This is a genomic window from Mycobacterium sp. RTGN5, from assembly GCF_033804465.1.
In the GTDB taxonomy this organism is placed as follows: Bacteria; Actinomycetota; Actinomycetes; order Mycobacteriales; family Mycobacteriaceae; genus Mycobacterium.
This window is the reverse complement of sequence record NZ_JAPZLA010000001.1, coordinates 1,699,035-1,724,337: the sequence shown is the minus strand read 5'-3', so window position 1 is coordinate 1,724,337 and position 25,303 is coordinate 1,699,035. Positions and strand designations below refer to the sequence as shown.

The window sequence follows — 25,303 nt, the reverse complement described above, 5'->3', positions numbered from 1 at the left end:
GATCGGATTTACCATGACTGAACACGTCGAACAGCTGGAGTTCCAGGCCGAGGCCCGCCAGTTGCTTGATCTGATGATCCACTCCGTGTACTCCAACAAGGACTCGTTCCTGCGGGAGTTGATCTCGAACGCCTCGGATGCTTTGGACAAGCTGCGCCTGGAAGCGTTCCGGAACAAGGACATCGATGTCGACACCTCCGATCTGCATATCGAGATCGACATCGACGAGGACGCCCGCACGCTGACGATCCGCGACAACGGGATCGGGATGACCCGTGACGAGGTGGTCGGCCTGATCGGCACGCTGGCCAAGTCCGGTACCGCCGAACTGCGCCAGCAGCTCAGGGAGGCCCAGAATGCCGCGGCGTCCGAGGAACTGATCGGCCAATTCGGGATCGGCTTCTACTCGTCGTTCATGGTGGCCGACAAGGTCAGCCTCCTCACCCGGAAAGCGGGCGAGACTTCGGCAACCCGATGGGAGTCCAGCGGCGAAGGCACGTACACGGTGGCCGCCGTCGACGGCGCGCCGCAGGGCACGTCGGTCACCTTGCACCTCAAACCCGAGGATGCCGAGGACGAGCTGCACGACTACACCGCCGAACGAAAGATCCGGGCGCTGGTCAAGCAGTACTCGGACTTCATCGCCTGGCCCATCCGGATGCAAGTCGAGCGACGCAGCCCCGCGACCGAGGACGGCGGAGACGAGGTGGTCACCGTCGAGACGGAGACCGTCAACTCGATGAAGGCGTTGTGGGCCAGGTCCAAAGACGACGTCTCCGACGAGGAGTACACGGAGTTCTACAAGCACATCGCCCACGCCTGGGACGACCCGCTGGAGGTCATCCCGATGAAGGCCGAGGGCACCTTCGAGTACCAGGCGTTGTTGTTCATCCCGTCGCACGCCCCGTTCGACCTGTTCAACTCCGATGCCCGAGTGGGTGTGCAGCTGTACGTCCGGCGGGTGTTCATCATGGCCGACTGTGACGAACTGCTGCCGTCGTATCTGCGCTTCGTCAAGGGCGTCGTCGATGCGGCGGACATGTCGCTCAACGTTTCTCGCGAGATTCTGCAGCAGGATCGTCAGATCAAGGCGATCCGCCGCCGGCTCGCGAAGAAGGTGCTCTCGACGATCAAGGAGATGCAATCCGAGCGGCCGGAGAATTACCGCACGTTCTGGGTGCAATTCGGCCGGGTCCTCAAGGAGGGCCTGCTGTCCGACATCGACAACAAGGACACGCTGCTGGCGGTGTCATCGTTCGCCTCGACGCACAGCGACGAGGAGCCCACCACGCTGGCCGAGTATGTCGGTCGCATGAAAGACGGTCAGGAGCAGATCTTCTACGCCACTGGTGCATCGCGTCAGCAGCTGCTGAGTTCACCGCACCTAGAAGCGTTCAAGGCCAAGGGTTATGAGGTGCTACTGCTCACCGATCCGGTCGACGAGGTCTGGGTGGACATGGTGCCCGAGTTCGACGGCAAGCGACTGCAGTCTGTCGCCAAGGGTGAGGTCGACCTCGACTCCGAGGACGACAAGACCGCGCATGAGACCGAGCGCTCGCAGTTGGAGCAGGACTACGCCGACTTGCTCGGCTGGCTGGCCGAAACCCTGACCGACCACGTCAAAGAGGTGCGCTTGTCCACCCGGCTGACCGAGTCGGCGGCCTGCCTGATCACCGATAGTTTCGGCATGACGCCCGCGCTCGCGCGCATGTTGGAGGCGTCCGGGCAGCAGGTGCCGCAGGAGAAACGCATCCTCGAGCTCAACCCGGGCCATCCGTTGATCGCTGGATTGCGAGACGGGTTCTTGAGCCGTGGCGGCGATGCCGCGCTGGGTGAGGTAGCCGAACTGCTCTACGGCACAGCACTTCTGGCCGAAGGTGGCACGCTGGAGGATCCGGCGAAGTTCGCGACGCTGCTGGCGGAGCGACTGGCGCAGACCGTTTAGGGCGGTCCTGCCGCATGTGATCTGAGTTCGATCGCGCTCACACCCGTCCGCAACCGCGACAGCTTCGAATACGGCATATGGAGCGATATGACGTGGCAATTGTGGGCGGCGGTCCGGCGGGGGCTTCCGCGGCCTGGCAGGCAGTGCAGAGCGGAGCGCGGGTGGTCGTGCTCGACAAGGCCGAGTTCCCGCGCGACAAGCCGTGCGGCGACGGCCTGACCGCGCGCGCGGTCAGTCTCATCCAGAAGATGGGCTTGGCCAGCGAGGTTGACACATTCCACCGCGTCAATCGGGCGACAGTCTTCAGTCCCAATCGGTTGGAGTTGTCGTTCCCCAGCCGGCCCGGCATGCCCAACCATGGCCACTGTGCGCCACGTCGCGAACTGGACACGCTGCTGCTCAAGAACGCCCAGTCCGCGGGCGCCGAGGTGCGCCAGTCCACCGAGGTCTCCGGCCCCATCATGGATGGCGACGGCCGAGTGACGGGGTTGATGCTCAAGGGTGGGGAGCGGGTATTCGCCGATGCGGTGATCGCCGCCGACGGCGCCTACTCGCCCGTCAAACGGGGCCTCGGCCTGACCTCGCGATACAACGGCTACTCGGCGATCGCGATTCGCACCGAGATGATGGCGAACCGTCCCGACTCCGACTCCCTCGACATCTATCTGAAGCTGGCGTTTCAGGGCGATCAGCTGCCCGGTTACGGCTGGGTGTTTCCGATGGGCGGGGGTCGCCTCAACATCGGACTCGGTTACGTCAACAGCTACAAACGCTGGCAGCAGATCAACGTCACCCAACTGCTCGGCGAGTTCCTCGCGACGCTGCCTCCCGAGTGGGAGCTGCCCCCCATCGACGAGCTGCGGAAGAACAAAGCTGTGCAGGCCTGGCGGCTGCCGATGGGCTTCACGGCCTGGCCGCCGTGGCGCCCGGGCGTGCTGTTCGCCGGCGACGCGTTGGGTGCGGCCAGGCCGGCGTCGGGCGCCGGTATTTCCAAGGCGCTGCAGTCCGGGCTTGCTGCCGGCGAGTGCGCCATCGCCGCGCTGACCAACGGCGGCCCCGGCGACTTCACCAACTACGAACAGCGCATCACCGCGACGTGGGGTCGGGAGTACCGCAACGGCCGGTTATTCCATCGGCTGGCCGGCATCCCGGCACTCGCGAACACCGGGCGCCGCGTCCTCAACGGGGTGAGCCATCCCAAGTTTGGTGCGCACCTGCCTTGGTCAGCGTGAACTGACACACGTCGGTGTAGCCGTCGCGGAACAGTTCGGCACAACCGGTGAGGTAGCGCATATAGCGGTCGTACATCTCCTGGGACTGCAGCGCGATCGCCTCGTCCTTACGGGCCGTCAGCGCTGCTGCCCAAAGATCCAGCGTGCGCGCATAGTGCAGCCGAAGACGCTGGCTTCGCTGAAACTCGAAACCCGCACTGTCCGCGTGCTCGAGGACAGCGGACGGCTGGGGCAGGTCACCACCGGGGAAGATCTCGTCCAGGATGAACTTGACGAATCGCACAAGGGTCATCGTGATGGGTAGCCCGTCCGCCGCGAATTCTCCGGCGGACGGCCGGATGATCGTGTGCAGCAACATGACTCCACCGGGCGGCAGCAGCGCGTAGGCCGTCCGGAAGAAGTCGTCGTAGCGGTCGCGGCCGAAGTGCTCGAAGGCGCCGATGGAGACGATCCGGTCGACGGGCTCGTTGAACTGCTCCCAGCCCTGCAGCAGGACTCGTTTGGTTCGTGCGCTGGGGTTCTCGTCGAGGAGCCGCTGCGCGCGGGCCTGCTGGTTGCGGCTCAGCGTCAGCCCGATGACGTTGACGTCATAGCGCTGCACGGCCCTGTTGAGGGTCGCGCCCCAGCCGCACCCGACGTCGAGCAGCGTCATGCCCGGCTGCAGGCCCAGCTTGCCAAGCGACAGGTCAATCTTGGCGATCTGGGCTTGTTCCAGGGTCATGTCGTCGCGCTCGAAGTAGGCGCAGCTGTAGGTCTGAGTGGGGTCCAGGAACAGCCGAAAGAATTCATCGGACAGGTCGTAGTGCGCCTGAACATCGTCGAAATACGGCGTCAGGACGCGGGTCTCCGAAAACTCCGATGTGCTCATATCGGGGTATTCGCCGCCGACGACGTCGTGGACGGATTGGGCTTCAGAATTAGTTGCGGTTGCTGCCCATCCGATGACGTCGCGGCGTCGAATGACGGCTATGAGGCACGGTGTTGTTGGTCGGCGATCAATCGCGGTAGTGGGTAGTGGGGTTGCAGGTCTGACGGCCGCGTACGTGCTGGCGCAGCGTGACCGGGTGACGTTGTTCGAGGCTGACAGCCGTATCGGCGGACACGCGCACACCCATTTCGTCGATGGCGGCGACGGGCAGACGGTCGCGGTCGACTCCGCGTTTCTGGTGCACAACGACCGCACGTACCCGACGTTGTGCCGCCTGTTCGACGATCTGGACATCGCCACCCACGAAACCGAGATGTCCATGTCGGTGCGCGCGGACGGGATCGGACTCGAGTACGCCGGCGCCCGCGGCATCGGTGGATTGTTCCCGTCGTTGGCGTTGTTGGCGCGGCCCCAGTATTTGCGCATGCTCGCGGAGGTGAAGCGGTTTCACCGGGCGGCGACCGGGCTCCTGGCCAGCGAGCCCACCGGCATCCTCGAGACGCTCGGCTCGTTCCTGAGCAGGCACAACTTCTCACCGTTCTTCGTGACGCATTTCATGACACCACTGGTCGCCGCCGTATGGTCATGCGCGCCCGGTGCGGCAATGTCGTACCCCGCGCGTTACCTCTTCGGCTTCTTGCACCACCACGGCATGCTGTCGGTGTCCGGTTCGCCGAAATGGCGCACCGTCCAAGGCGGTTCGGCCACCTACGTCGCCAAGATGGCGGACCACATCGATGAAGTGCACGCGGGCGCGCGGGTTCACGCCGTTGAGCGCACCGACGACGGCGTGGAGGTGACGGCAGGCTGTCTGGGGCCGCAACTGTTCGACTCGGTGGTGATCGCAACGCATCCCGACCAGGCACTGCTGATGCTCGTGGCGCCCACCGCCGACGAACGCCGGGTGTTAGGAGCGATTCCCTACAGCACCAACCACGCGCGGTTGCACACCGACGAATCGGTGTTGCCGCGGCGGCGGCGGGCCCGCGCGTCGTGGAACTATCTCGCCACCGCCAACCAGGACGAGGTGGTGGTCACCTACGACGTCAGCCGGTTGATGGGCCTCACTGGGCCGCGGCGTTACCTGGTCACCCTCGGCGATGGGCACCAGATAGACCCGAACCGGGTACTGGCGGAGATGACCTACGAGCATCCGCTCTATACCCCGGAATCGGTTGCCGCCGTGCAGCTTCTACCCACCCTCGGTGATGCCCAACTCGTCTTCGCCGGCGCCTATGACGGGTGGGGCTTCCATGAGGACGGCGCCGCGTCGGGGCTGCGCGCGGCTCGCCGCCTGGGCGCCGACTGGCCCGCGGTCGAATCGGAACATCACGTCGAAAGCCTTGCGAGTTGAGTCCCGCGCTTTATCGGACCCGGATCTGGCATCGCCGGGGCGCGCCGGTCGAGTATTCATTTCGGCATCGGGGCTACAGCTGGTACGTGGATGTCGATGAGCTTCCGACGCTGCCACTGCTGCTACGCCCCTTCGCCCGGTTCGACGCGCGCGACCACCTCCAGGGTCAGCCCGGGGACTCGCTGCGTGATCGCGTCGACGCCGAACTGAATCGCCACGGACTGGATGCCTGCGGCGGGAAAGTGACTGCGTTGCTTCAGGCTCGCGTCCTCGGTTATGTGTTCAACCCGCTGAGCCTGTACTGGGTTCATGATGCCGACGGCGCTGTGCGGCACGTGATCGCCGAAGTACACAACACCTACGGCGGCCGCCACGCCTATGTCGTGACCGGCGATGGTCGGCTGGCCACGGTGGCCAAAGCCTTCTACGTGTCTCCGTTCAACGACGTTTCGGGCCGCTACCTGATCAACGCGCCACGCCCGGCCGAGACCCTGGACGTGACCATCACCTTGCTGCGCGATGACCAGCCGCCGTTTGTCGCGGCATTGCGGGGCGATCGGTTGCCGGTGAGCGCCGCCCAACTCCTGCGACTGCAGGTGGTCGCACCGTTGGCCCCGCTGATGGCGGCACTGGCCATCCGGATACACGGGATTGCGTTGTGGTTGCGAAGAGTTCCGGTCGTACGGCGCGACGATAAGGCGGTCCTGCGATGACTATCGAGTCCCCGGCAATGTCCGTCGGAACCGTTGACGACACCCGCTGGGCGGGCGTCGCACGCGTTCCCCGCGGACCATTCGCGGCGATCTCCGGCGCGGTGGCCGACCGGTTGTTGCGCCGCACCGTTGCGGCGCTGCCGCTGCGGTTGTGTTACCCCGACGGTTCGGTGGTCGGTGCCGCCGACCCGTCATTGCCGAGTTTGATTCTGCACCAACCGGATCGGTTGGCCCGACGGGTCGGCACCAGCGGGTTGATCGGTTTCGGCGAGTCCTACATGGCCGGAGAGTGGGACTGTGCCGATCTGGCCGGCGCACTCACCGTGCTGGCAACCGGGATCGCAGATTTTGTGCCGCGCGGGCTGCAGTGGCTGCGGCCCTTTCTGCTGAGCCGCCAGCCCCGCTCGGCAGGCAACAGCCCGGCCCAGGCCAGACGCAATGTCGCCGCGCACTATGACTTGTCCAATGCGATGTTCGGCGAGTTTCTCGATGAGACCATGACGTATTCGTCCGCGCTGTTCGACCAATTGCCCGCATCGACGGACCGGCTTGCCGAAGCGCAGCACCGCAAGATCGACCGCCTGCTCGATATGGCCAGGGTCGGCGCGGGAAGCCGGGTCCTCGAAATCGGCACGGGCTGGGGCGAATTGTGCGTTCGGGCCGCCGCCCGAGGCGCAACGGTACATTCGATCACGTTGTCGGCGGAGCAACGCCGCTACGCGCTGCGGCGGGTGGCCGCCGCCGGGCTGTCCGATCGCGTGCGCATCGACCTGACCGACTACCGAGAGGTACAGGGGCGCTACGACGCGGTGGTGTCGGTGGAGATGATCGAGGCCATCGGGTACTCGTTGTGGCCCGGGTATTTCCGCGCTCTGGACGAACTTGTCAGCCCTGGCGGACGGGTCGCGATCCAGGCGATCACGATGCCACACGCTCGAATGCTGGCCAGCCGTAACACCCACACCTGGATCCAGAAGTACATCTTTCCCGGCGGACTACTACCGTCCACACAAGCCATCGCTGCGATCACCGAGGACCAGACCCGGCTGCGTACCGTCGACATGATGTCGCTGCGCGATCATTACGCCGAAACCCTGAGACTGTGGCGTCAGCGGTTTATTGAACGACGAGATGTGCTGGGCACATTGGGTTTCGACGGCGTCTTCACCCGCATGTGGGAACTCTATCTGGCCTATTCGGAAGCCGGGTTCCGCTCGGGATACCTTGATGTATACCAATGGACGTTCGCCCCAACTGGAGCCGCACAATGAACTTTCTCATCGTCGTCGCAGCTTCGGTGGCGGCTATCGTCGTGGTACACGGTGTGACATTCCTGATCGCGAGACGCATCGGGCGTTACAACATTGTGGACATCAGCTGGGGACTTGGATTTGTGGCGGTCGCCGCTGTCGCCGCGGTTCTCGGCAACGGCGATCTGTTTCGACGGCTGCTACTGCTGGCGCTGACCTCGGTGTGGGGATTGCGACTGGCCCGGCACATGTACGTCAAGACCAAAGGCCACGGCGAAGACCCCCGCTACCGCGACCTGCTGGGGGGAAACTTCGCACCGGGCAATGTGATCCGGCGGATCTTTGGCACACAGGCCGCAGCGACGCTGTTCGTTGCGCTGCCTCTCGTACTGTCGGCGACGCTGGGCCCGACGCCGACGAATGCGGTCGCCGTGACGGGTTTCGGCGTAGCGGTGTGGCTGGCCGGCCTGACGTGTGAGGCGGTGGGCGATCAGCAATTGCGGTCGTTCAAGCGCGATCCCGCGAACAAGGGCACGATCATGGACCGCGGACTGTGGGGTTGGACGCGCCATCCGAACTATTTCGGGGATGCCTGTGTGTGGTGGGGGCTGTGGCTGGTGAGCATCGCCGGATGGATTTCGCTAGCGACTGTGGCCAGCCCCGTGTTGATGACCTACTTCCTGGTGCATGTCACCGGGGCACGGCTGACCGAACGCTATATGAGAGACCGTCCTGGCTTCGGCGAATACTGCTCGCGCACCTCATATTTCGTACCGCTGCCGCCCAAGTCGCGGGCGCGGTGACGCGGCCTACATCGACCAGGGCCGTCCCCACGGCATGGCGGCGCCTCCCCCGGCGTCAGGCTTGACGGCCAGGATTTGGTCCACACCCATGCGGCCTTGCTCGAAGGCAAGCCCGCCGCCGACCAGGTACAACCGCCAGACTCTGCAAACCTCCTCGCCGGCCAGAGCGACGAACTGCGCGTAACGGTCCTCGAAGGTTTGGATCCAGCAGGCAACGGTTCGTACGTAGTGTTCGCGCATCGCCTCGACGTCGCGTACCTCAAAACCCACGCCCTGCAGATGGTTCAGGGTCTGCGCCATCGGCCGCATGTGCATGTCGGGGGCGATGTAGGACTCGATGAACGCTCCGCCACCCGGCGCGGCGTCAGCGCGCCGCGACATCTGTTGCAGCAATAGCCGGCCCGTGGGTTTGAGCGACCGATACAGCATCGTGGCGTACGTCCCGTAGTGCTCCTCGCCGACGTGCTCGCCCATCTCCACCGACGCCACGGCGTCGAACGATTCAGGTGCGAGGCCGAATTCGCGGTAATCCTGCAGCACCACGCTGACCCGACCGGCCAGCCCGCGCTCTGCCACTCGGGCTGTCACGAACTCGTGTTGGCTTGCCGACAAGGTGATACCGGTGGCCTGCACTCCGTAATGCTGCGCAGCGAAGAGGATCAGTGAGCCCCAGCCGCAGCCGACATCAAGCAGCTGCATGCCCTCGGCGAGACCGAGTTTGCGGCAGATGAGGTCGAGTTTGGCGGTCTGGGCCTCATGCAGGGTCTGCTGGTCGTCGGTGAAGTATGCCGACGAGTACGCCATATGGTCGTCGAGAAGCAGGCGATAGAAGTCGTTGGAGAGATCGTAGTGATGTGCGATCGCGGCGCGGTCGCGCCGTCTGCTGTGCCGACGGCCGCGGAGCTGCGCTTCAGTGCGCGGCGGTCGCGGTGGCGGGCCCAGTGCCCCGAGCCGTGTCCCCAGCCGAAGTCCGGCGGCCAGCCTGCGTGCTGTCAGGCCGCGACCAGAGGGCGTATTGCCACCGGATCGACGCCACACCTCACGCAAACCCTGACCTAGATCGCCGTCAACGTCGAGGTCCCCCGCCACGAAGGCACGCGCAAGACCGAGTTCGCCTGGTGCCCACATCAACCGGCGCAGCGCACGCCGTGACCGGATGACCAGGACCGGGCCCACTGGACCGGCCTCGCTGCCATCCCAAGCCCGGATGCGGACCGGCAGGTCCATCTCGAGTGTCGTACCGACGAGTGCCTCGAGGCGCTGCGCAACGTTCACCTTGGGTATTCGTCACTGCTGACCCGCCGGATGGGTACAGACGCGGCGGCTCGGGCGGGATCAGGTCAGCGACAACTTGGCGAAGATCTCGCCCGTCGGTTGCGGCGAACCTTCCCCGGGCTCGACGGTGAACGCCAGCGTGTTGGTGTTGCCGAGATCGGTGAGCACCGCCGTCGTCGACGGCCGCACTGCAGCGGTGCTCATCGTGCCCGCCGATCTCGGGGTCCCACCGTCAAGCAACCACATCTGATAGACCGAGCCCGGCGGGGGCGGTGCGACGTTATTCATCACCAACACCGCAGCATTGGTGTCTCGTGAATAGACCAACGTCGCGACGCCGCCAGACGGGATATTGGCGGTGCTGGTTCGCACGTCGGCAGACTCGAGGACTCGCGCGGCCGTCGGGGTGCTCGGGGGGCGTAGCACGACGACCGCACTGAGCACCCCGAGCCCGATGACCACCGCAGCAGCGGCGGCGATGAGCGGCCTGCGCCAGGCACGCCGGGGTGACGTGGCCTGCGCTGCCACCGCCGCCAGGATCCGCTCCCGCAGCTCGGGCGGCGGCTCGACGGCGGTGCCGACCGACACCAGGGCCATGGTCTCGCGGCAGGCACGGACCTCGTCGTGAAAGGCGTGTGCCACGGCCGCAGGTGCAGCGTCGAGACGGCGGTCGATGTCGGCGCGCTGGTGATCGTCGATGGCTCCGAGGGCATACACCGCTGCGAGTTCCATCAACTCGAAATCCGCCGGGCCCGTCACGGCACAGCCAGACAGTTACGTAACCCGCGCAACGCATCTCGGAACCGCGACTTGACGGTCGACAGGTTGGCCGAAAGCCGCGCCGCCACTTCGGGGTAGGTCAGTCCGCCGTAGTAGGCCAGGTCAATGCACTCCCGCTGGACGTCGGTCAGCGAGCTGAGGCACTCGGCGACGCGGCGGCGCTCCTCTGCCCCAATCACCGCGTCGACAACCTCGTCGCCTGGGCGGTCGACGGTGGCCGCGCCGTAGCGATCCTCGCGCCGACGCCCGGCCTCCTCGGATCGCACCCGCTCGACGGCGCGCCCGTGGGCAACGGTCAGGAGCCACGCCATCGCTGATCCGGCCGCTGGGTCGTACTTGGCGGCATTGCGCCATACGTGAAGGAAGATGTCCTGGGTGGTTTCCTGGCTGTAGCCCGGGTCGCGCAGAATCCGCAACACCAGCCCGTAGACCCGCGCCTTGGTCAGATCGTAAAACTGGGCGAATGCCTCAGCGTCCTGATGCGCTGCCCGGCCCAGCAATGTCTCCAGCTCATTGCGTGGCTGCGACGATCCGTTCATCGAGCCATAGCCTAGCCACACACCCGTGCCGGATCCCGCTGAATCCCCGCAGGCCACGTGATCCCGTTTCGGGGGCAGCGTCGCGACGGTCGACTGCATCTCCCGCCGCGCGTCCATGACAGTGATTCGTCACTGAAGGGGTCGCGGATGGCACCTCAGGGTTGTTATGCGGGCAGCAGGTCGTACGGCGGCGGACCGACGCCGCTGACCATCAGTTGGCCGGAGGGGATCTTCTCGACGAGCCGCGCTGCCGCGCTGCGGTTCCCGATTCGCAACTGGGCCGCCTTGCCCGCCGGGAGATCCTCTGGTGCTCCGTAGATCAGTCCCTGCCAGTGGTATCGCCCGTCGATCGGACTGAGGTGACCGGCAAGGCGGACGCGGACTGAGCAGCACACGCCGGCGGCGTCCAATTCGGCGTCGCCGTCGAAGACACCGCTTTCATCCGCCATGGCTGTCACAGGAAGCTGCTGCGCTTCCACATGCGCCGGCTGATTCGGTTCATCAGCCCGATCTCCTCCAAAAATGCCGCCAGTGGCGCGAATCCGGTACGCATCGTCTGGTGGAAATGCGGGTTGCTGCGAGCTTGCCGACGCGCCTGGACGCCGTCGAGGCCGGCCCGCCGGTACACGGCGCGGTTGGTGAACAGGTAGCGGTAGAACGGCCCACCGGCACCGTGAATCGTGGCGAGCAGGAATCGGTTCCGCCGCCGCATCATCGGGACGTCGCGGCGCGCACCATCGCGGGCGAACTGGATGTGGCGCGCCTCCTCGGTGACGTGTATCCGCATGATGCGGCGCACGATCGGCTGCAGTTCGGGATCGTCGAGGATCAGCCGTTGCAGCGCGTCGAAGATCTCCTCCCCGACGAGCGCGGCGATCCACAGCACCGATTTCTGGAACATCAACGGCAGCGTGTTGATGATCATCCGCTGAAAGCGGCCGGGCTGGAACGGTTTTCCGTCGACAGCCTTGATGGTGCGGCCGAACATCACCATGTGGCGGGTCTCGTCACCCAGTTCGGTCAACGAATAGTGGGTCGAGGCCGAGGTGACGTCGGCGTGCATGAGGCCGCGAAGGAGCGCCTGATTCAGGATGTTCTCGAACCACACGCCGGCCGAGAGCAGGTTGATGAATTCCTGACGCGACAGCTCGATCTGCTGTTCGCGAGTCATGTCGGCCCACATCGGTGTGCCGTACAGCGACACCACGCGGGGCGGAAGGAAGAACTTGTCGGGTTCGACCGGCGACTCCCAGTCGATGTCGACGACGGGGGCGTACGACTTTTTGGCCGATCCCCGGAGCAGCCGGTCGCTGAATTCTTCTCGACTAGGCGGCGTCGTCGCCGTCTTCGAAGGAGCCGTGACCATGGGAAGAGCCTCCTGCACATCGGGGTGTCTGCGCCGTTGAGACTGAAGATACATTCTGCGTCTGTTTGTATCAATAGTTCGATGCAGGCTTTACACTGCACCGATGAAGCACAGCGGCCTGCTCGCCAAGGCGGTGCAGCGTTTCGGGTCGCCGAAGGCGGAAGGCAACGCCGAACGAATCCTCGACGCGGCGCTCAAGCAGTTCGAACTGTTCGGGATCCGCCGCTCCACCGTCGAGGACATCACCCGCCGCTCGGGGCTGGCCCGCGTCACCTTGTACCGGACCTTCGCGAACAAGGACGCCATCGTCGAGGCGGTGCTGTTGCGTGAACTCGGGCGGTTCCTCTCCGAGCTCGCCGCGGAGGCCGGCGGCTACGCCGAAGCCGAAGACAAACTGGTCGAAGGGTTTGTGTTCACCCTGACCACGATGCGTGAGCACGCGCTTCTGCAGCGGTTGCTCGCCACCGAATCCGAGACCGTGCTGCCGTTCCTCACGGTCGAGGGAGACAGCGTCATTCAGACGGCCTCGTCGTTCCTCGCTCATCAGCTGGCCGTGGCCCTGCCCAATGACCGCCGCACACAGATCGAGCTGCTCGAGGTCGCCGAGGTGACCGTTCGGGTCATCGTGTCGTTCGTGCTCACGCCCTCGCAGAACGTCGCCCTCGGCGACGACGACGCCGCCCGATCGTTCGCACGCCGGTACCTCGTTCCCGGGCTGCTGGGGTTGGCCGGCTGACGGCAGCCGGCACCCCTTGGAAGCCGACGCGGCCCACCCGCCCTTGCGGTTTAAGCGAAAGTGCTTAATATCAGAGCGGACGATAAGGGAGCGATCACATGGCCGACAGCATTCCGGTACGCGAGATCGACACGGGTGTGCCCATGCGGAGGTTTGCTCGGGGCTGGCACTGCCTCGGACTCGCCGACGATTTCTCCGCCGACACCCCGTACGGCATCGAGGCGTTCGGCACCAAGCTCGTTGTCTTCCGAGACGACGCGGGCGAACTTCACGTCTTGGACGCGTACTGCCGCCATATGGGCGGCGATCTCTCCCAGGGCTCCGTCAAGGGCGATTCAGTCGCCTGCCCATTCCACGACTGGCGCTGGCAGGGGGCAACCGGGCGTTGCTCTCTGGTTCCCTACGCCAAGCGGACACCGCGCCTTGCCCGCACCAGGCGCTGGCCGGTCAGAGAAGTCAACGGCCAGCTCCTGGTGTGGCACGACCCCGAGGGGTCATCCCCGCCCGCCGAGCTCTTTCCCCCCGAGATCGAGGGATACTCCGAAGGAGCCTGGTCACCGTGGGCGTGGAGCAAGCTCGTGATCGAGGGTTCGCACTGTCGGGAGATTGTCGACAACAACGTCGACATGGCGCACTTCTTCTACATTCATCGCGCCTACCCGACGTACTTCAAGAACGTGATCGAAGGGCACACCGCCTCGCAGTTCATGGAGTCCAATCCGCGGCCCGACACCACGCCGAACTTCGAGAACCTGTGGGAGGGGACGAAACTGAGGTCGGAGGCGACCTACTTCGGTCCCGCCTACATGATCAACTGGTTGCACAACGACGTCGCCCCGGATTTCACCATCGAGGTAGCCCTCATCAACTGCCACTACCCGGTTACCCAGGACTCCTTCGTGCTTCAGTGGGGTGTCGCCGTTCAGAGCCTTCCGGGCCTACCCGCCGCCAAGGCTGCATCGCTGGCAACCTCGATGTCGAAATCGTTCGGCGAGGGTTTTATGGACGACGTCCGGATCTGGCAGCACAAGGCGCGTATCGACAATCCACTGCTCACCGAAGAGGACGGGCCGGTCTATCACCATCGTCGTTGGTACGAGCAGTTTTACGTCGACGTCGACGACGTGACGCCCGAGATGACCGATCGCTTCGAGGTTGAGGTCGACACCTCTCACGCAAACACGGTCTGGCACCGCGAGGTCGCCGAGAACATCCGGCGTGCAGGCGAATCCGCGGCGTCCGGCGCGGTCGTTCGCTGAGGACCGAACCTCCGCAGAATCGATGAGAGAGGCGAGACTTCGTGTCCGCTTTGCAAGGCAAGATCGCGCTGGTCACCGGCGCCTCGTCAGGTCTGGGAGCCGACACGGCGCGACTATTCGCCGAGCAGGGCGCGTCCGTGTTCGGGATCGGCCGGGATGAGGCCCGCCTGGCATCGGTTTTCGCGGACGTTCACAACGGCTCGTACGCCTCGTTGGATATCACCTCCCCGGAGGCATGCCGGACAGCAGTCGAGCAGTGCCTCAACGAATTTGGCGCGTTGGATATCCTCGTCAATGTTGCCGGGCAGCATCAGATGCGGCGCACGGAGTCGATGACCGACAGCGATTGGCGGTACGACCTTGCTGTCAATCTCGACGGCCCGTTCTATCTCTGCCGGTCGGCGCTGCCGCACCTGCTCGAACGTGGTGGCAACATCGTCAATGTCGGGTCGATCGCCGGCGTCGAGGGCCAGGCCTACTCAGCCGGTTATTGTGCGGCCAAACATGCACTGGTCGGGCTTACCCGTGCTCTTGCCGTCGAGTACACGGCAGATCGTTTGCGAGTGAATGCCGTGTGCCCAGGCGGCATGATCACGCCTCAGATCGAGAAGTTCAGTGCGCCAGAAGGTGCGAACTTCGACCTGATCATGCGTACTGCATCACCACGCGGGATGATGTCGCCGCTGTCCGTCGCGAACGTCATCGCGTTCCTTGCCAGCGATGCCGCCGCCGCTATTCATGGCGCGGTGTATCGCGTCGACAACGGGAAGGGCGCCGGCTAGCAACCGTCACCAGTCACACCGCGACTTCCTCATGCGGTCGCCGCCAATTCGGAATCCCCGGCATACGTGCGCAGGGTCTCGAGCGCCTTCGCGAGCAGACGGGAGACGTGCATTTGGGAGCAGCCGACGCGCTCGGCGATCTGAGTCTGGGTGAGGTTATCGAAAAACCTGAGCGCCAGAACAACTCGCTGCCGCTCCGGCAGTGTGGCGATCAGGGGACGGACCGTCTCGACGCTGAGCACCCTGTCCAGGTTGGGGTCGACCTCACCAAAGGTATCGGCGATGACTCTAGGGCCGTCGCCTGATCCCGCAGGGGCATCGGTTGACACAGTGGCGTAGTTGCCGCCACCGATGGTCGCTTGCACAACCAGCTCCCGGTCGATACCGAGATACTGCGCGATTTCGGTGGCCGTCGGCGCTCGGTTCAACCGCTGCGACAGATCGGAGCGCGCCCTAATCATCTGTGGCTGAAGCTCTTTGATACCACGAGGCACTTTGACGGCCCATCCGTAGTCACGAAAGTGACGCCGCACCTCGCCCATCATTGTCGGGACGGCGAAGGACAGAAACGCTGCACCGGTGTCGACGTCGAAGCGGTTCACAGAGTTGACCAAGCCGACTCGTGCGGCCTGCACAAGATCGTCGAAGGGTTCACCACGCCCGCGATAGCGCCGTGCGATGTGGTCGGCGAGCGGCAGGCTGGCCTCGATGATGGCTTCCCGAAGACGGCGAAATGCCGGCGATCCCTCGTCAAGTTGCTTGAGGCGCCGGAACATGTCCGTCACTTCCGAATAATCTGAATTGGACACACTTGATGCAGGCATGAGCAAGTTCCTCTATAGATTCGCCGTAGGGGGTCACCGGCTCGAATCTGAACCTGCCGTTGCGGTGTACCCCGCCGCTCACCAGGCTAAACGCTCCGATGAGTGGCGGTCGCTGGCGAGCGGCCCTTTCAGTCGTGAGGCTCGTTGGGCTTGCGGCGTTCAGCAACAGCCGCAAGCCGCCACGTGCATTCCCGATTGCGCGGCCATGCCGCCGCTAGCGTCGCCGATTGGGGTAACCATTTCAGCGGCCGGCTGATCGGCACCTCGGACATCTCGATCCGGCACCCTTCGGCAATGTCGTGTAATCGCAAGGTGACTCGCGCCGCCCCGAACGGACGCGCCTTGGCGGCCAGAACGATTTCGCGGAGCGGTTCACAGGCGACAACAGTCGTCTCGTCGTCGAGAACAACGGGCCACACACCCAACGAATGATGAATTTTGCTGCCCGGGTTCGGCCAGGAGGGGTCCACCGCGCGCATGCGGGTGTTGCCCACAACCCACTGTGAATACGTCCAGCCGTCGGCGATGACGTCCCATACCTGTTGACGGGAGGCTGTGGTGTCTCGCGTGACGACGAGCGGGTTGCGGCTTTCCGACGGAGAGGTCATGACTTCCCTTTCGAACGCGGTCACCGCGCCGGCGCAACTTCCGAGGCCATGACGTCGATGGCGCGCGCCCACACCCGATGCAGACCAACCCCATCGGCCAACGCGTCCGTGAACGACTTGTCCACGCTGCCCGCGACCAGCACGCCGGGAGAATCGAGATCGATGCCTGCTGCGGTGAGAGCGTCGACCCCGTCACCCCACGCCGCGATGGTCTTACAGTGTCGAAATGCCTCTTGCAGCATGACAATTAACTTGATATCGCGGGTCGGCTTCGTTCCGGCGGCGACGACGAGCGCGTCGAACTCAATGGATCTCGCGGTCAACAGTGTCCGCTCCACGATGACGCTGCGCCGCCCGGACTTGAGCACACCGCCCAGCGGTGCGGTCACCAGCGGGGTCGCCCCCAGACGCTGAATCGATGCCACCAGCTTGGCCACACCGGCCAGGTCGGAGTCTGCGCCCGCGATGATGCCGATCTTGCGGCCGTCGATCGGGCCCGGCGTGTCGATAATCTGCGACAGTGCCGGCGACTCGACAACGTCTTGCGGCGGTTTGCCTTTCGGTGCAGGCAATCCGAGTCCGACGGCCACCTGCTTACACAGGTCGGCGTCGACATTGGCCAGCACCTGGAGCTGGCGTTCCTTGATCGACTGCTCGTAGCACTTGCCGAGTTCGAAGGTGAACGCCTCGACGATGTGTGCCTGTTCGACGTCGGTCAGGCTGCGGTAGAACATCGCCGCCTGGCTGAAGTGATCGTCGAAAGACGCCGGTTGCGCGCGCACCGTCGGTCCGTCGACCTGCCGCGGTGTCTGCACGTAACCCCCCTCGTCGGCACCGGCGACCAGAGGCTCCCCGTTGTCGATACTGTTCGGGTGGTAGGGCGCCTGCCCGGTGTGAATCGCGCTCTGGTGCATACCATCACGCAACATGTCGTTGACCGGGCAGTGCGGGCGGTTGATCGGCAGCTGCGAGAAGTTCGGGCCGCCGAGCCGGGTGAGTTGGGTGTCCAGGTAGGAGAACAAGCGGGCCTGCATCAGCGGGTCGTTGGTCACTTCGATGCCCGGCACGAGGTTCCCGGTGTGGAATGCCACCTGTTCGGTCTCGGCGAAGTAGTTGGTCGGATTCCGGTTGAGGGTGAGCTTCCCGATGAGTTGGACCGGGACCATTTCTTCGGGCACCAGCTTGGTCGGGTCGAGCAGGTCGATGCCCTCGTAGCTGTCGGTTCCGTCGTCGGGCATCACCTGGATACCGAGCTCGAACTCCAAGTACGCGCCCGCCTCGATACCGTCGGCCATGTCGCGGCGGTGGAAGTCGGGGTCGCAACCCGCAGCGATCTGCGCCTCTTCCCACACCAGTGAATGCACGCCGGCGACCGGCTTCCAATGGAACTTGACCAGGCTGGTTTCACCCTTGCGGTTGACCAACCGGAAGGTGTGGACGCCGAATCCTTCCATCGTCCGAAACGAGCGCGGGATGCCGCGATCACTCATGTTCCAGAAGACGTGGTGGGTGGCCTCGGTGTGGAGCGACACGAAGTCCCAGAACGTGTCGTGAGCCGACTGCGCCTGGGGAATCTCCCGATCCGGTTGGGGCTTGGCGGCGTGGATGATGTCGGGAAACTTGATGCCGTCCTGGATGAAGAACACCGGCATGTTGTTGCCGACCAGGTCGAAGTTGCCTTCGTCGGTATAGAACTTCACCGCGAAGCCCCGGGTATCGCGCACCGTATCGGCTGATCCACGCGAACCTAAAACTGTTGAAAAGCGGCAGAACACATCGGTTTTCTTGCCCTTGCGCCCCAGAAAGCCGGCCTTGGTGACCGACCCGGCGACACCATAGGACTCGAAAACCCCATGTGCTGCGGCGCCGCGGGCGTGCACGACGCGCTCGGGGATGCGCTCGTGATCGAAGTGCGTGATCTTCTCCCGCAGGTGGAAGTCCTCGAGCAGAGATGGACCCCGGTCACCGGCCTTGAGTGAGTGGTCGGTGTCAGGGAGCCGCAGGCCCTGCGCTGTGGTGAGGTGCTTCCCGGACTGGGCGCGCGCGTCGAGATCGCCGGCCTGTCCGGTGGAATTGCCGGTGGGGCTTGTTGGCTTGGGGGCGGTTTGGTCTGGCTTGCGGCGGGGCGGCATCGGTACTCCTGGGTGGTGACGCGGGCGGGCTGGCCCTGGTTGATCAGGTAGTACCCGGATCCCGGGAGCGCAACCAGCCGACGCGAAATCACCGAAATTGCGGAAGCCTCGTGAGTCATTGATTTGCAACATTTTTCGCGGCTGCGCGATGCGGGTCGGACTGCACCAGCGTGGCGTTCACCGCGAGGTCTGGAACCTGCCGGCGCAGGTCTCTGACAATAACGTTCAAAACAACAGTGACATCGAAAATGACAGCTACCGTCATGTTCTAGAGATGAAGCCCTGGCGAGAGACGAGAAGGACGACGTGAGAATGACGACGACCAAAAGCGGCCCCGGCCCTTCCGAGGGCAATGCCTTGGTTTCGTTGCGTGAACGGCAGCGCATCGCGCTTCGTGCCGACATCCAGCAAGCGGCGTTGCGCATGTTCGCCGAACAGGGCTTCGACAACATCACCACGGAGGCGATCGCCGAGGCGGTCGGCATCTCGCCGAGCACGTTCTTCCGCCACGTGCCGAGCAAGGAATACCTGTTGCTCGGGGCCACCCAGCGGGGACGAGCCAAGGTAGTAGCCAACTTCCACGGCCGCCCACAGGACGAGGACATCGTCGACTCACTCGCGGCGGCCATCCTCGCACGCACCTCGCAATTCGTGGACGACGACGAGACGCTCGAACTGTGGCGGCGAGCGATGGCCTCGGCGCCGGCAGAGCTGCGAAGAGCCTCCATCCTCAATCGTGAGGACTGCGACGAACTCATCGGCGCAGTGGCGTCCCGCTTGGACGCCACCGACCCTGCGGCCGACATGCGCGCGGGAGTGCTGGTCCGCGCGGCAGTCGCCGCGGTCGAATACGCCTACGAATGGTGGCTCACCTACGGCCAGAGCGAATCCCTGCACGCCCTCACCGAGCAGGCGCTCCAGCAGGTGGCCCGGGGACTTGCCGGGCCGATCCCGGCGAGTCGAGCCCGCAGGCGACGGGCATGATCGTGAACTCCGGCACCCTCGTCCGTCATCGGCTCGACTACGTCCTGATTCCGGCATTCGTGCTCGGCATCGTCAACGCCCTCCTACTGAGCCTCCCGGAAGCACTCAGATTGCCTGTCGCCCCTGACAGCCCGTGGCCGGTGTTACGTGCCCTCCACACCTGGGCCGTCGAGCAGGAGCCGCAGCACCTCGTCATGCCGCCAGCCCTGCAGGCCTCGCTCCTCTACGACGCGTTCGTGCAACTACCGCTACTCGTAATACTCACCATCGGAGTCTGGAAGCTCAAACCGTGGCCGTGGCTCCGCGGCCTCGCCTTGGCCTACGCCGTCAGCGCGGTGATGAACATGTACTTCTATTTCATGCAGACGTTCCTTGGACCCGACAGTCCCCCACACCTGCTGACCTACCTGCCCATGAACCTGCCGTGGGCAATCGTGCCGTTGCTGGTGGCCTACCGATTCTGGCCCATTCAGGATCGCCGCACACCGCGATAGATGCAATCTTGCACGCCCGGCCAGGTACGCGCGAATATTGTTGGCCAACAATCCATCAGCGCGGTTGCGGGCGCCTTGGTCAGGGTGCCGTTAGGCGTGGCGGGGTGATATTTCGGTCGGCGCCTGGCCCCGGCATGGATATGCCGGGACCGGGGATCCAGGCGGATTCGACCACGAGATCGCCTACCTCGGCGATATTCAGCACGTCCAGCTCATAATCGAACAGGCCGTCACCCGCGTAGTGCAGCAGCGAGAACGCTGGTGCTTGATACGGGGTGCCGTCTGCGCGACTCCCGGGCAAGCGATTCCACCAGTAGGTGACCAGGCGGTCGCCGTCGACCATGGTCCATTCTTCCGGGAAGCTCCAGCCCTCGAATCCCGCCATCGAGTGGTCGAGGAAGGCTGTAATCGCATCGCGGCCTTGCACCCTGCCCCAGGCTGGGTCGATGAAAACTGCGTCGTCGGTGAACCATTCGCCGATGGTCGACCAAGCGGCTTCCCCCGCGACGCAGCGTTCGCGCTGCGCTACATAGCGCCGATAGGACTCGAGTGCTTCCAACTCGCGTTCGGTATATTTCGCCACCGTTGCCCCTATGTGTGAGTTCCCGTTTGACAGTAGCTATCAAGATAGGAGTTTGCGTCACTAATCGAAGTATCTCTCAATGAGAGCATTCGACCTGGCCGCCTGGGACCGCACTTGGTGCCGCACGGCGGCCCGCGACGATGCAGTCGGCGAGGGAGAGTCCACTCACATAGGAGTTGGCGACGGTGTGATCGCGCTGATCGTGGACGGCCTTTCTCCTCAGCCGGGGAGCTGAGACAGCCAGTCCGAATCTTCGTCGACCGGCTGGTCGTTGATCACGATGAGCGGCACTCCCGGCTCGGGAAATTGGTGCAGCACAACAAGATTGTTGGCCGCGATGACATGCGGGTCGAAGCCGATCGGCAGGCCGATCCGGATGAGGTCTTGGGCCAGTTGCGGCGCGCCGACCTGATTGGCCATGTCGGCCAGTTGGTCGTTGCTCAGGTCTGTGGGGCCGCCCTCTTTGGGCTGATGATCTGAGGAATAGATCGACTCGATGAAGCGCCACGTGACGTCACTCGATCGCGATTGGTCGGCCACCACGTACGCCGCGTAGATCGCTCGGCTGTCGTATGTGCCACTGGCGGAGTACTTGTCGAGGAAATCCACGAATCGCAGATTGACCCGCAGCGTGCCGGCCTCGATGCGGCTACCGATCTTGTCGCCCTGAGCCCGCACCAACTTGCCGCTGTACGGGCACAGCGGATCCACGTACAGATCGATCTGTGCCAGCGCGTCGGGATCGCCTATCGACAGCGCATCGCCTGCCGGTGCCGCTACGGCCGCGTGCGCGACTCCGCCGGTCGGTCCGCACATGAGTAGCGCCACCAGTAGGCCGAGGACCGCCCCGACGGCCCGAAGCGGCCGGTTCGTTGATCGTGCATTCATACGCCCATCATGCCGTCCGGCCCGATGGCGCCCCGGAACGTCAGGTCAGGTCAGACCGACACAGTGGTCGGACCTGCGACAGATATCACGAGGAGGTAGGTCGCGGTGCCGTCGCTGACGAGCTGGTAGGCCGTGCCGTCCGCCCCGAACGTGACCGGTCCCAAGGGCCAATCCGGCAGGGGCACTGCCGTGGTCGTTCCGTTCGCCGGATTGCTGACTAGTACCACTGGGGTGCTGCCTACGCCATTATCCGAGAACGCCGACGAGACGGTGAGGTATCCCGTCCCATCTGGTCCAACGACCGCCGGTCCCGGTAGGCCAGGCACGCTGGTCGTTGTGGATGTACCGGCGGCCAGGTCCACGGTGGTGAAATGGGCCACCCAGTCCGGGGTGTAGTCGTAGGTGGACCAGTAGGCCCTATCCCCCTGGAACACAATCGCATCCGACGGCTGAAACTCGAGTGGGATACTCGCCGACGTCCCGTCCGGATGGAAGGCGACCAGCTTCCAGTTGGCACTGACGCCATCGGGGTAGTACCCCCTAACGACGTAGGTGCCGTCGGGCGCGATTTGCAGCCCGACGATGGGATAACCGGTGTCGGTGGTCGTGGCGACGACGGTCGCGGTGGCGGTGCCGGGGTCGATGCGAACGACGGCCGGTCGCGAGTCGGTGTTGTCGTAGATGGACACAGCTTGATACGCCTTGCCGTCCGATCCGATTGCCACCGCCCCCCACGGCCTGATGGCCGAACTTCCCATCGCGATTTGCGTCGCGGCCGCGGTATCGGGATCGACCATCCACGTCTCGTCGTCGGTGGTCACGTACGCCGTGCCGTCGGGTGCGACGGTGACGCCTCGCGGATAGCCGTCGATGACGACCGTCGCAGGATGGGCATCGGTGGGGTTATCCGCATCGATCACGACAACGGTGATCTTGGAGTCGTCATCGGAACTACTCGTGTCGTTGACGGTCACGAAGTAGGCGTTGCCATTGGCGTTGGTGAACAATCCGGTGAAGCTGTTTCCGCCCTGTCCCTCGATGGGAATCGTGACCGAGGTGGAGTGCGCCGGATCGATGACCGTCAGTTGGAGATGGGCATTGCCGTCGACGTCGACGTCGTACGTGCTCTGGTAGAGCGTGCCGTTGGACCCAACCGTCAACGGCCCATTGACGCGGTCGTTGATGACGGCAAGATCGGTCGTCACTCCGGTATCGGGATCGATCGCCCACACCGTTGTGGTCGACGTTCCTGGATCGTTGCCGAACACGCCAGTGACCTGATAGATGGTTCCATCGGCGCCCAGAACAGGGTCGCCATTGGGGTAACCGTTGAGCGGCTGGCCGATTGGCGTGAGAGCGCCGGTGGTGGGATTGACTTTGGAGACCACGGTATAGTCGTCCAACCCTCCGCGGAAGGTCACGCGGTATATCGTGCCGTCACTCGCGATCACCAGGGCACCACCCTGGTCCGGAGTGTCGAGTCGAGTCACTGACGTGGCGGCGGCGGCGGTGGGATCCACGGGTACCGACACCGTCACCGTCTTGGTGAAACCGTGTCCGTCGGTGACGACGACATCGAAACTGTCAGTGTCAGTGGTGTTCCCGCTTGCGTAGTCGTCGAGGCGTCGTTGTTGATCGGGAGTATAGGTGTACGCGCCGGTGGTCGGGTCGATCGTGACGCTGCCACCGCTCGCGGTGGTCCAACTCGTCGAGGTGCCGCCTGCCGGATTGGCGTAGTGCAGCGCATCGTTGTCGGGATCGGTATAACCCAGGGTTCCCGTGACGGATCCGCCACCATGGTCGACAGTCGCAACCGGCGGCGAAATCGGCCCCACCGGAACCTTATTCGTCGGATCGATCGGCACGTGCACCGTCACCGTCTGAGTGAAACCATGCCCGTCCGCGATGGTCACATCAAACGAATCCGTCGCCGCCGCGCCTCCAGCCGCAGCGGCATGCCGATCAGCCGGATCGGGAGTGTAGGTATAGGTGCCGTTGGGATTGACCGTCACGGTGCCCCCACCGCTGGTATGCCCACCAACCGGACCGGCATAGGTCAACACATCACCATCGGGATCCACGTAACCCACACTGCCAGTGGCGATCCCACTGCCATGGTCACTGACCGTGGGAGCCGGCGGCAAAACCGGCGCCACCGGAACCTTATTCGTCGGATCGATCGGCACATGCACCGTCACCGTCTGAGTGAAACCATGCCCATCGGTGATCGTCACATCAAACGAATCCGACAACGACGCACCATCAGCCGCAGCGGCATGCCGATCAGCCGGCTCCGGAGTGTAGGTATAGGTGCCGTCGGGATGGACCGTCACGGCGCCCCCACCGCTGGTATGCCCACCAACCGGGCCGGTGTAGGTCAACGCATCACCATCGGGATCCACATAGCCCACGCTGCCAGTGGCGATCCCGCTGCCATGATCGCTGACCGTGGGAGCCGGTGGCGAAACCGGCGCCACCGGAACCTCATTCGCCGGATCTATCGGCACGCTGATGGCGATGTCGGCTGCGACGCCGTGGCTGTTGGTAGCGGTGACGGTGAACGCGAAAGTGTCGGCACCCGTTGTGGCGGCGTCGGTGCTCGCCGCGTCGTGGCGGGCAGCTGCACTGGGGGTGTAGACGAACGACCCATCGGAGCCGACAGTCAGCGCGCTCCCGTCGGCCGGTGCCCCTCCGGTGTAGCTGTACGTGATCGGAAGGCCCTGCGGGTCAGTGGCATTGACGTGACCGCGCACCGTCCCGGCGGGATCGCCCTCGTGCAGAACGTCGGGAGTGTAGGGGTTTTGCGGATCAGGCGGTGCCGGCGGATCCACGGCCGCCACGTGGACGTTGACGACCTCAGTGTCAGCGTGCGCGGTGGCTGGATTCAACAAGCTGGCCAAACCGTGGAAGTGAAAGCCGTTGACGCTCGCGCCGTCACTGGCTTTGAGGGTGAAGCTGTCCTCACCCACAAAGCCCTCATCGGGGGTGTAAGTGACGGTGTTGCCGATGATGGTTACTGTCCCGTGGCTGGGCCCACCGGGCGCGCTGTAGGTGATGGTGTCGCCGTCGGCGTCAGTGGCGGCCAGATTCGGTACCACGACTGGGGTTTCGTCATAGGTACTCACCGAGGTCGTGTTGCCAGGGAATCGTGGGGCCCGGTTGGCGAGGCTGTGTTCGATTTCGCGACGGATGAGCTGCAGTGCGTTGAACAACCCCGACAACGGCGACGACGGCGTGCTATTCGAGGTCAGTCCGGTGGGCTTGGCGATGCCGACCGCGGCCTGCAGGCGTGAGACTGGTGCGGCGATCTGCCTCGCCGGCAGTGCAGCCGCCACGGGCGACGCGACTGCAGGCGTGAGGTCGGCGGTTTGGGTACTGACGCGATCCGGCGTGGGATCGTCGGCAAGCCCGACGGAGGTTGCGCGGGCCCGCTGTTGAGGTACATGGAGCCGGGCTTGGCTCGGTGCTGCAGTCACCCGTGCCGCGGCGGGATCGAGTGCACCCTGTACGGCACCGGTTTGCGCGCCGCCATTGCTCTTCACGACCGCGCGCGGGATTCGCGAGGTTCCCGGTTTACCGGGCCCGTTGGCGTTGGCCGTGCCTGCACTGTTTGAGCCTGAGGGTCTCGCACCGCTGGCCGTATGGGTGCCGCTGTCCGAGCTGCCCGTGCCGTCGTCGGCGTAGGCAATACCGGCGCCCCCGCCGACCCACGCCCCGATGCCCAAGGCCACCGCCAATGCGCCAACGCGGCCGACGTACTTGGCCGCGCCTCCCCCGGATGCCTGTTCAAGCGCGCGATGCTGCCCCATGGTTATCCCCCGATATCCC

24 protein-coding genes are annotated in these 25,303 nt (G+C 64.6%); 11 read left to right on the top strand and 13 right to left on the bottom strand.

Annotation, left to right across the window (positions count from 1 at the left end):
- Window positions 1-13 precede the first annotated feature (13 nt).
- Together htpG and SLQ31_RS08420 are read left to right on the top strand one after the other, a co-directional pair.
- Window positions 14-1,945 carry a molecular chaperone HtpG gene (htpG, locus tag SLQ31_RS08425; protein WP_319431403.1) on the top strand — a complete coding sequence of 644 codons (1,932 nt, stop codon included), beginning with the start codon at window positions 14-16 and terminating at the stop codon, window positions 1,943-1,945.
- 77 nt (window positions 1,946-2,022) lie between these two features.
- Entirely contained in the window at window positions 2,023-3,177 is a 1,155-nt protein-coding gene (locus SLQ31_RS08420; RefSeq protein ID WP_319431402.1) for a geranylgeranyl reductase family protein, read from the top strand.
- Here SLQ31_RS08420 and SLQ31_RS08415 read toward each other — a convergent pair.
- Entirely contained in the window at window positions 3,125-4,045 is a 921-nt protein-coding gene (locus SLQ31_RS08415) for a cyclopropane mycolic acid synthase family methyltransferase (protein WP_319431401.1), read from the bottom strand. The two genes, SLQ31_RS08420 and SLQ31_RS08415, sit on opposite strands and share 53 nt — an antisense overlap.
- 100 nt (window positions 4,046-4,145) lie before the next feature.
- Here SLQ31_RS08415 and SLQ31_RS08410 point away from each other — a divergent pair, with 100 nt between their 5' ends.
- Genes SLQ31_RS08410 through SLQ31_RS08395 form a run of 4 tightly spaced genes read left to right on the top strand, consistent with a single transcriptional unit; the run spans window position 4,146 to window position 8,225 of the window.
- Window positions 4,146-5,459 (top strand): NAD(P)/FAD-dependent oxidoreductase, encoded by a 1,314-nt coding sequence (locus SLQ31_RS08410; protein ID WP_319431400.1) that lies wholly within the window; start codon window positions 4,146-4,148, stop codon window positions 5,457-5,459.
- Complete coding sequence (locus tag SLQ31_RS08405; RefSeq protein ID WP_319431398.1) at window positions 5,456-6,172, top strand: DUF1365 domain-containing protein; 717 nt, start codon at window positions 5,456-5,458, stop codon at window positions 6,170-6,172. The genes SLQ31_RS08410 and SLQ31_RS08405 overlap by 4 nt, the downstream gene beginning before the upstream one ends.
- A complete protein-coding gene (locus tag SLQ31_RS08400; protein ID WP_319431396.1) occupies window positions 6,169-7,443 on the top strand; it encodes a class I SAM-dependent methyltransferase in 1,275 nt (424 codons plus the stop codon). The genes SLQ31_RS08405 and SLQ31_RS08400 overlap by 4 nt, the downstream gene beginning before the upstream one ends.
- Window positions 7,440-8,225: a DUF1295 domain-containing protein gene (locus tag SLQ31_RS08395; RefSeq protein WP_319431394.1), complete on the top strand. Its 786-nt coding sequence runs from the start codon at window positions 7,440-7,442 to the stop codon at window positions 8,223-8,225. Before SLQ31_RS08400 ends, SLQ31_RS08395 begins: the two co-directional genes overlap by 4 nt.
- A gap of 6 nt (window positions 8,226-8,231) precedes the next feature.
- On the opposite strand, the gene SLQ31_RS08390 is transcribed toward SLQ31_RS08395, so the two are convergent.
- The 5 genes from SLQ31_RS08390 to SLQ31_RS08370 form a co-directional block, all read right to left on the bottom strand.
- Complete coding sequence (locus tag SLQ31_RS08390; RefSeq protein WP_319431393.1) at window positions 8,232-9,500, bottom strand: cyclopropane-fatty-acyl-phospholipid synthase family protein; 1,269 nt, start codon at window positions 9,498-9,500, stop codon at window positions 8,232-8,234.
- Between the two features lie 60 nt (window positions 9,501-9,560).
- Window positions 9,561-10,259 carry an anti-sigma factor gene (locus SLQ31_RS08385; RefSeq protein WP_319431391.1) on the bottom strand — a complete coding sequence of 233 codons (699 nt, stop codon included), beginning with the start codon at window positions 10,257-10,259 and terminating at the stop codon, window positions 9,561-9,563.
- Window positions 10,256-10,819, bottom strand: coding sequence for an ECF RNA polymerase sigma factor SigK (gene sigK / locus SLQ31_RS08380; protein WP_319431389.1), 564 nt, complete (start codon window positions 10,817-10,819; stop codon window positions 10,256-10,258). The genes SLQ31_RS08385 and sigK overlap by 4 nt, the downstream gene beginning before the upstream one ends.
- Window positions 10,820-10,983: 164 nt before the next feature.
- Window positions 10,984-11,268 carry a DUF4873 domain-containing protein gene (locus tag SLQ31_RS08375; protein WP_319431387.1) on the bottom strand — a complete coding sequence of 95 codons (285 nt, stop codon included), beginning with the start codon at window positions 11,266-11,268 and terminating at the stop codon, window positions 10,984-10,986.
- Between the two features lie 5 nt (window positions 11,269-11,273).
- A complete protein-coding gene (locus SLQ31_RS08370) occupies window positions 11,274-12,185 on the bottom strand; it encodes a diiron oxygenase (protein WP_319431385.1) in 912 nt (303 codons plus the stop codon).
- Window positions 12,186-12,288: 103 nt separating this feature from the next.
- Between SLQ31_RS08370 and SLQ31_RS08365 the strand changes: the two genes are divergently transcribed.
- The 3 genes from SLQ31_RS08365 (at window position 12,289) to SLQ31_RS08355 (ending at window position 14,962) form a co-directional block, all read left to right on the top strand.
- The gene (locus SLQ31_RS08365; protein ID WP_319431383.1) at window positions 12,289-12,921 is read left to right on the top strand and encodes a TetR family transcriptional regulator; all 633 of its coding nucleotides are present in this window, start codon (window positions 12,289-12,291) and stop codon (window positions 12,919-12,921) included.
- A 98-nt stretch (window positions 12,922-13,019) separates the two neighbouring features.
- Window positions 13,020-14,180 (top strand): Rieske 2Fe-2S domain-containing protein, encoded by a 1,161-nt coding sequence (locus tag SLQ31_RS08360; RefSeq protein ID WP_319431381.1) that lies wholly within the window; start codon window positions 13,020-13,022, stop codon window positions 14,178-14,180.
- 41 nt (window positions 14,181-14,221) lie between these two features.
- The gene (locus SLQ31_RS08355; protein ID WP_319431380.1) at window positions 14,222-14,962 is read left to right on the top strand and encodes an SDR family oxidoreductase; all 741 of its coding nucleotides are present in this window, start codon (window positions 14,222-14,224) and stop codon (window positions 14,960-14,962) included.
- A 29-nt stretch (window positions 14,963-14,991) separates the two neighbouring features.
- Here the strand turns inward: SLQ31_RS08355 and SLQ31_RS08350 are convergent, their stop codons facing one another.
- The 4 genes from SLQ31_RS08350 to SLQ31_RS08335 form a co-directional block, all read right to left on the bottom strand.
- On the bottom strand, window positions 14,992-15,786 hold the full coding sequence (locus SLQ31_RS08350; RefSeq protein WP_319431379.1) for a SigB/SigF/SigG family RNA polymerase sigma factor: 795 nt from the start codon (window positions 15,784-15,786) through the stop codon (window positions 14,992-14,994).
- Between the two features lie 128 nt (window positions 15,787-15,914).
- A complete protein-coding gene (locus tag SLQ31_RS08345) occupies window positions 15,915-16,394 on the bottom strand; it encodes an SRPBCC family protein (protein WP_319432957.1) in 480 nt (159 codons plus the stop codon).
- 20 nt (window positions 16,395-16,414) lie between these two features.
- Window positions 16,415-18,526: a catalase gene (locus SLQ31_RS08340; protein WP_319431377.1), complete on the bottom strand. Its 2,112-nt coding sequence runs from the start codon at window positions 18,524-18,526 to the stop codon at window positions 16,415-16,417.
- Between the two features lie 115 nt (window positions 18,527-18,641).
- Window positions 18,642-18,791 carry a hypothetical protein gene (locus SLQ31_RS08335; protein ID WP_319431375.1) on the bottom strand — a complete coding sequence of 50 codons (150 nt, stop codon included), beginning with the start codon at window positions 18,789-18,791 and terminating at the stop codon, window positions 18,642-18,644.
- A gap of 47 nt (window positions 18,792-18,838) precedes the next feature.
- Here SLQ31_RS08335 and SLQ31_RS08330 point away from each other — a divergent pair, with 47 nt between their 5' ends.
- Together SLQ31_RS08330 and SLQ31_RS08325 are read left to right on the top strand one after the other, a co-directional pair.
- A complete protein-coding gene (locus SLQ31_RS08330) occupies window positions 18,839-19,510 on the top strand; it encodes a TetR/AcrR family transcriptional regulator (protein WP_319431373.1) in 672 nt (223 codons plus the stop codon).
- Window positions 19,507-20,004 carry an emopamil-binding family protein gene (locus SLQ31_RS08325; RefSeq protein ID WP_319431371.1) on the top strand — a complete coding sequence of 166 codons (498 nt, stop codon included), beginning with the start codon at window positions 19,507-19,509 and terminating at the stop codon, window positions 20,002-20,004. Before SLQ31_RS08330 ends, SLQ31_RS08325 begins: the two co-directional genes overlap by 4 nt.
- Before the next feature lie 79 nt (window positions 20,005-20,083).
- On the opposite strand, the gene SLQ31_RS08320 is transcribed toward SLQ31_RS08325, so the two are convergent.
- The 3 genes from SLQ31_RS08320 to SLQ31_RS08310 all read right to left on the bottom strand — a co-directional run bounded on the left by SLQ31_RS08320 (window position 20,084) and on the right by SLQ31_RS08310 (window position 25,284).
- A complete protein-coding gene (locus SLQ31_RS08320; protein ID WP_319431369.1) occupies window positions 20,084-20,587 on the bottom strand; it encodes a nuclear transport factor 2 family protein in 504 nt (167 codons plus the stop codon).
- 219 nt (window positions 20,588-20,806) lie between these two features.
- Window positions 20,807-21,475, bottom strand: a complete 669-nt coding sequence (locus tag SLQ31_RS08315) for a thioredoxin domain-containing protein (protein ID WP_319431367.1) — start codon at window positions 21,473-21,475, stop codon at window positions 20,807-20,809.
- Between the two features lie 50 nt (window positions 21,476-21,525).
- Window positions 21,526-25,284 (bottom strand): Ig-like domain-containing protein, encoded by a 3,759-nt coding sequence (locus tag SLQ31_RS08310; protein ID WP_319431365.1) that lies wholly within the window; start codon window positions 25,282-25,284, stop codon window positions 21,526-21,528.
- Window positions 25,285-25,303: the final 19 nt, after the last annotated feature.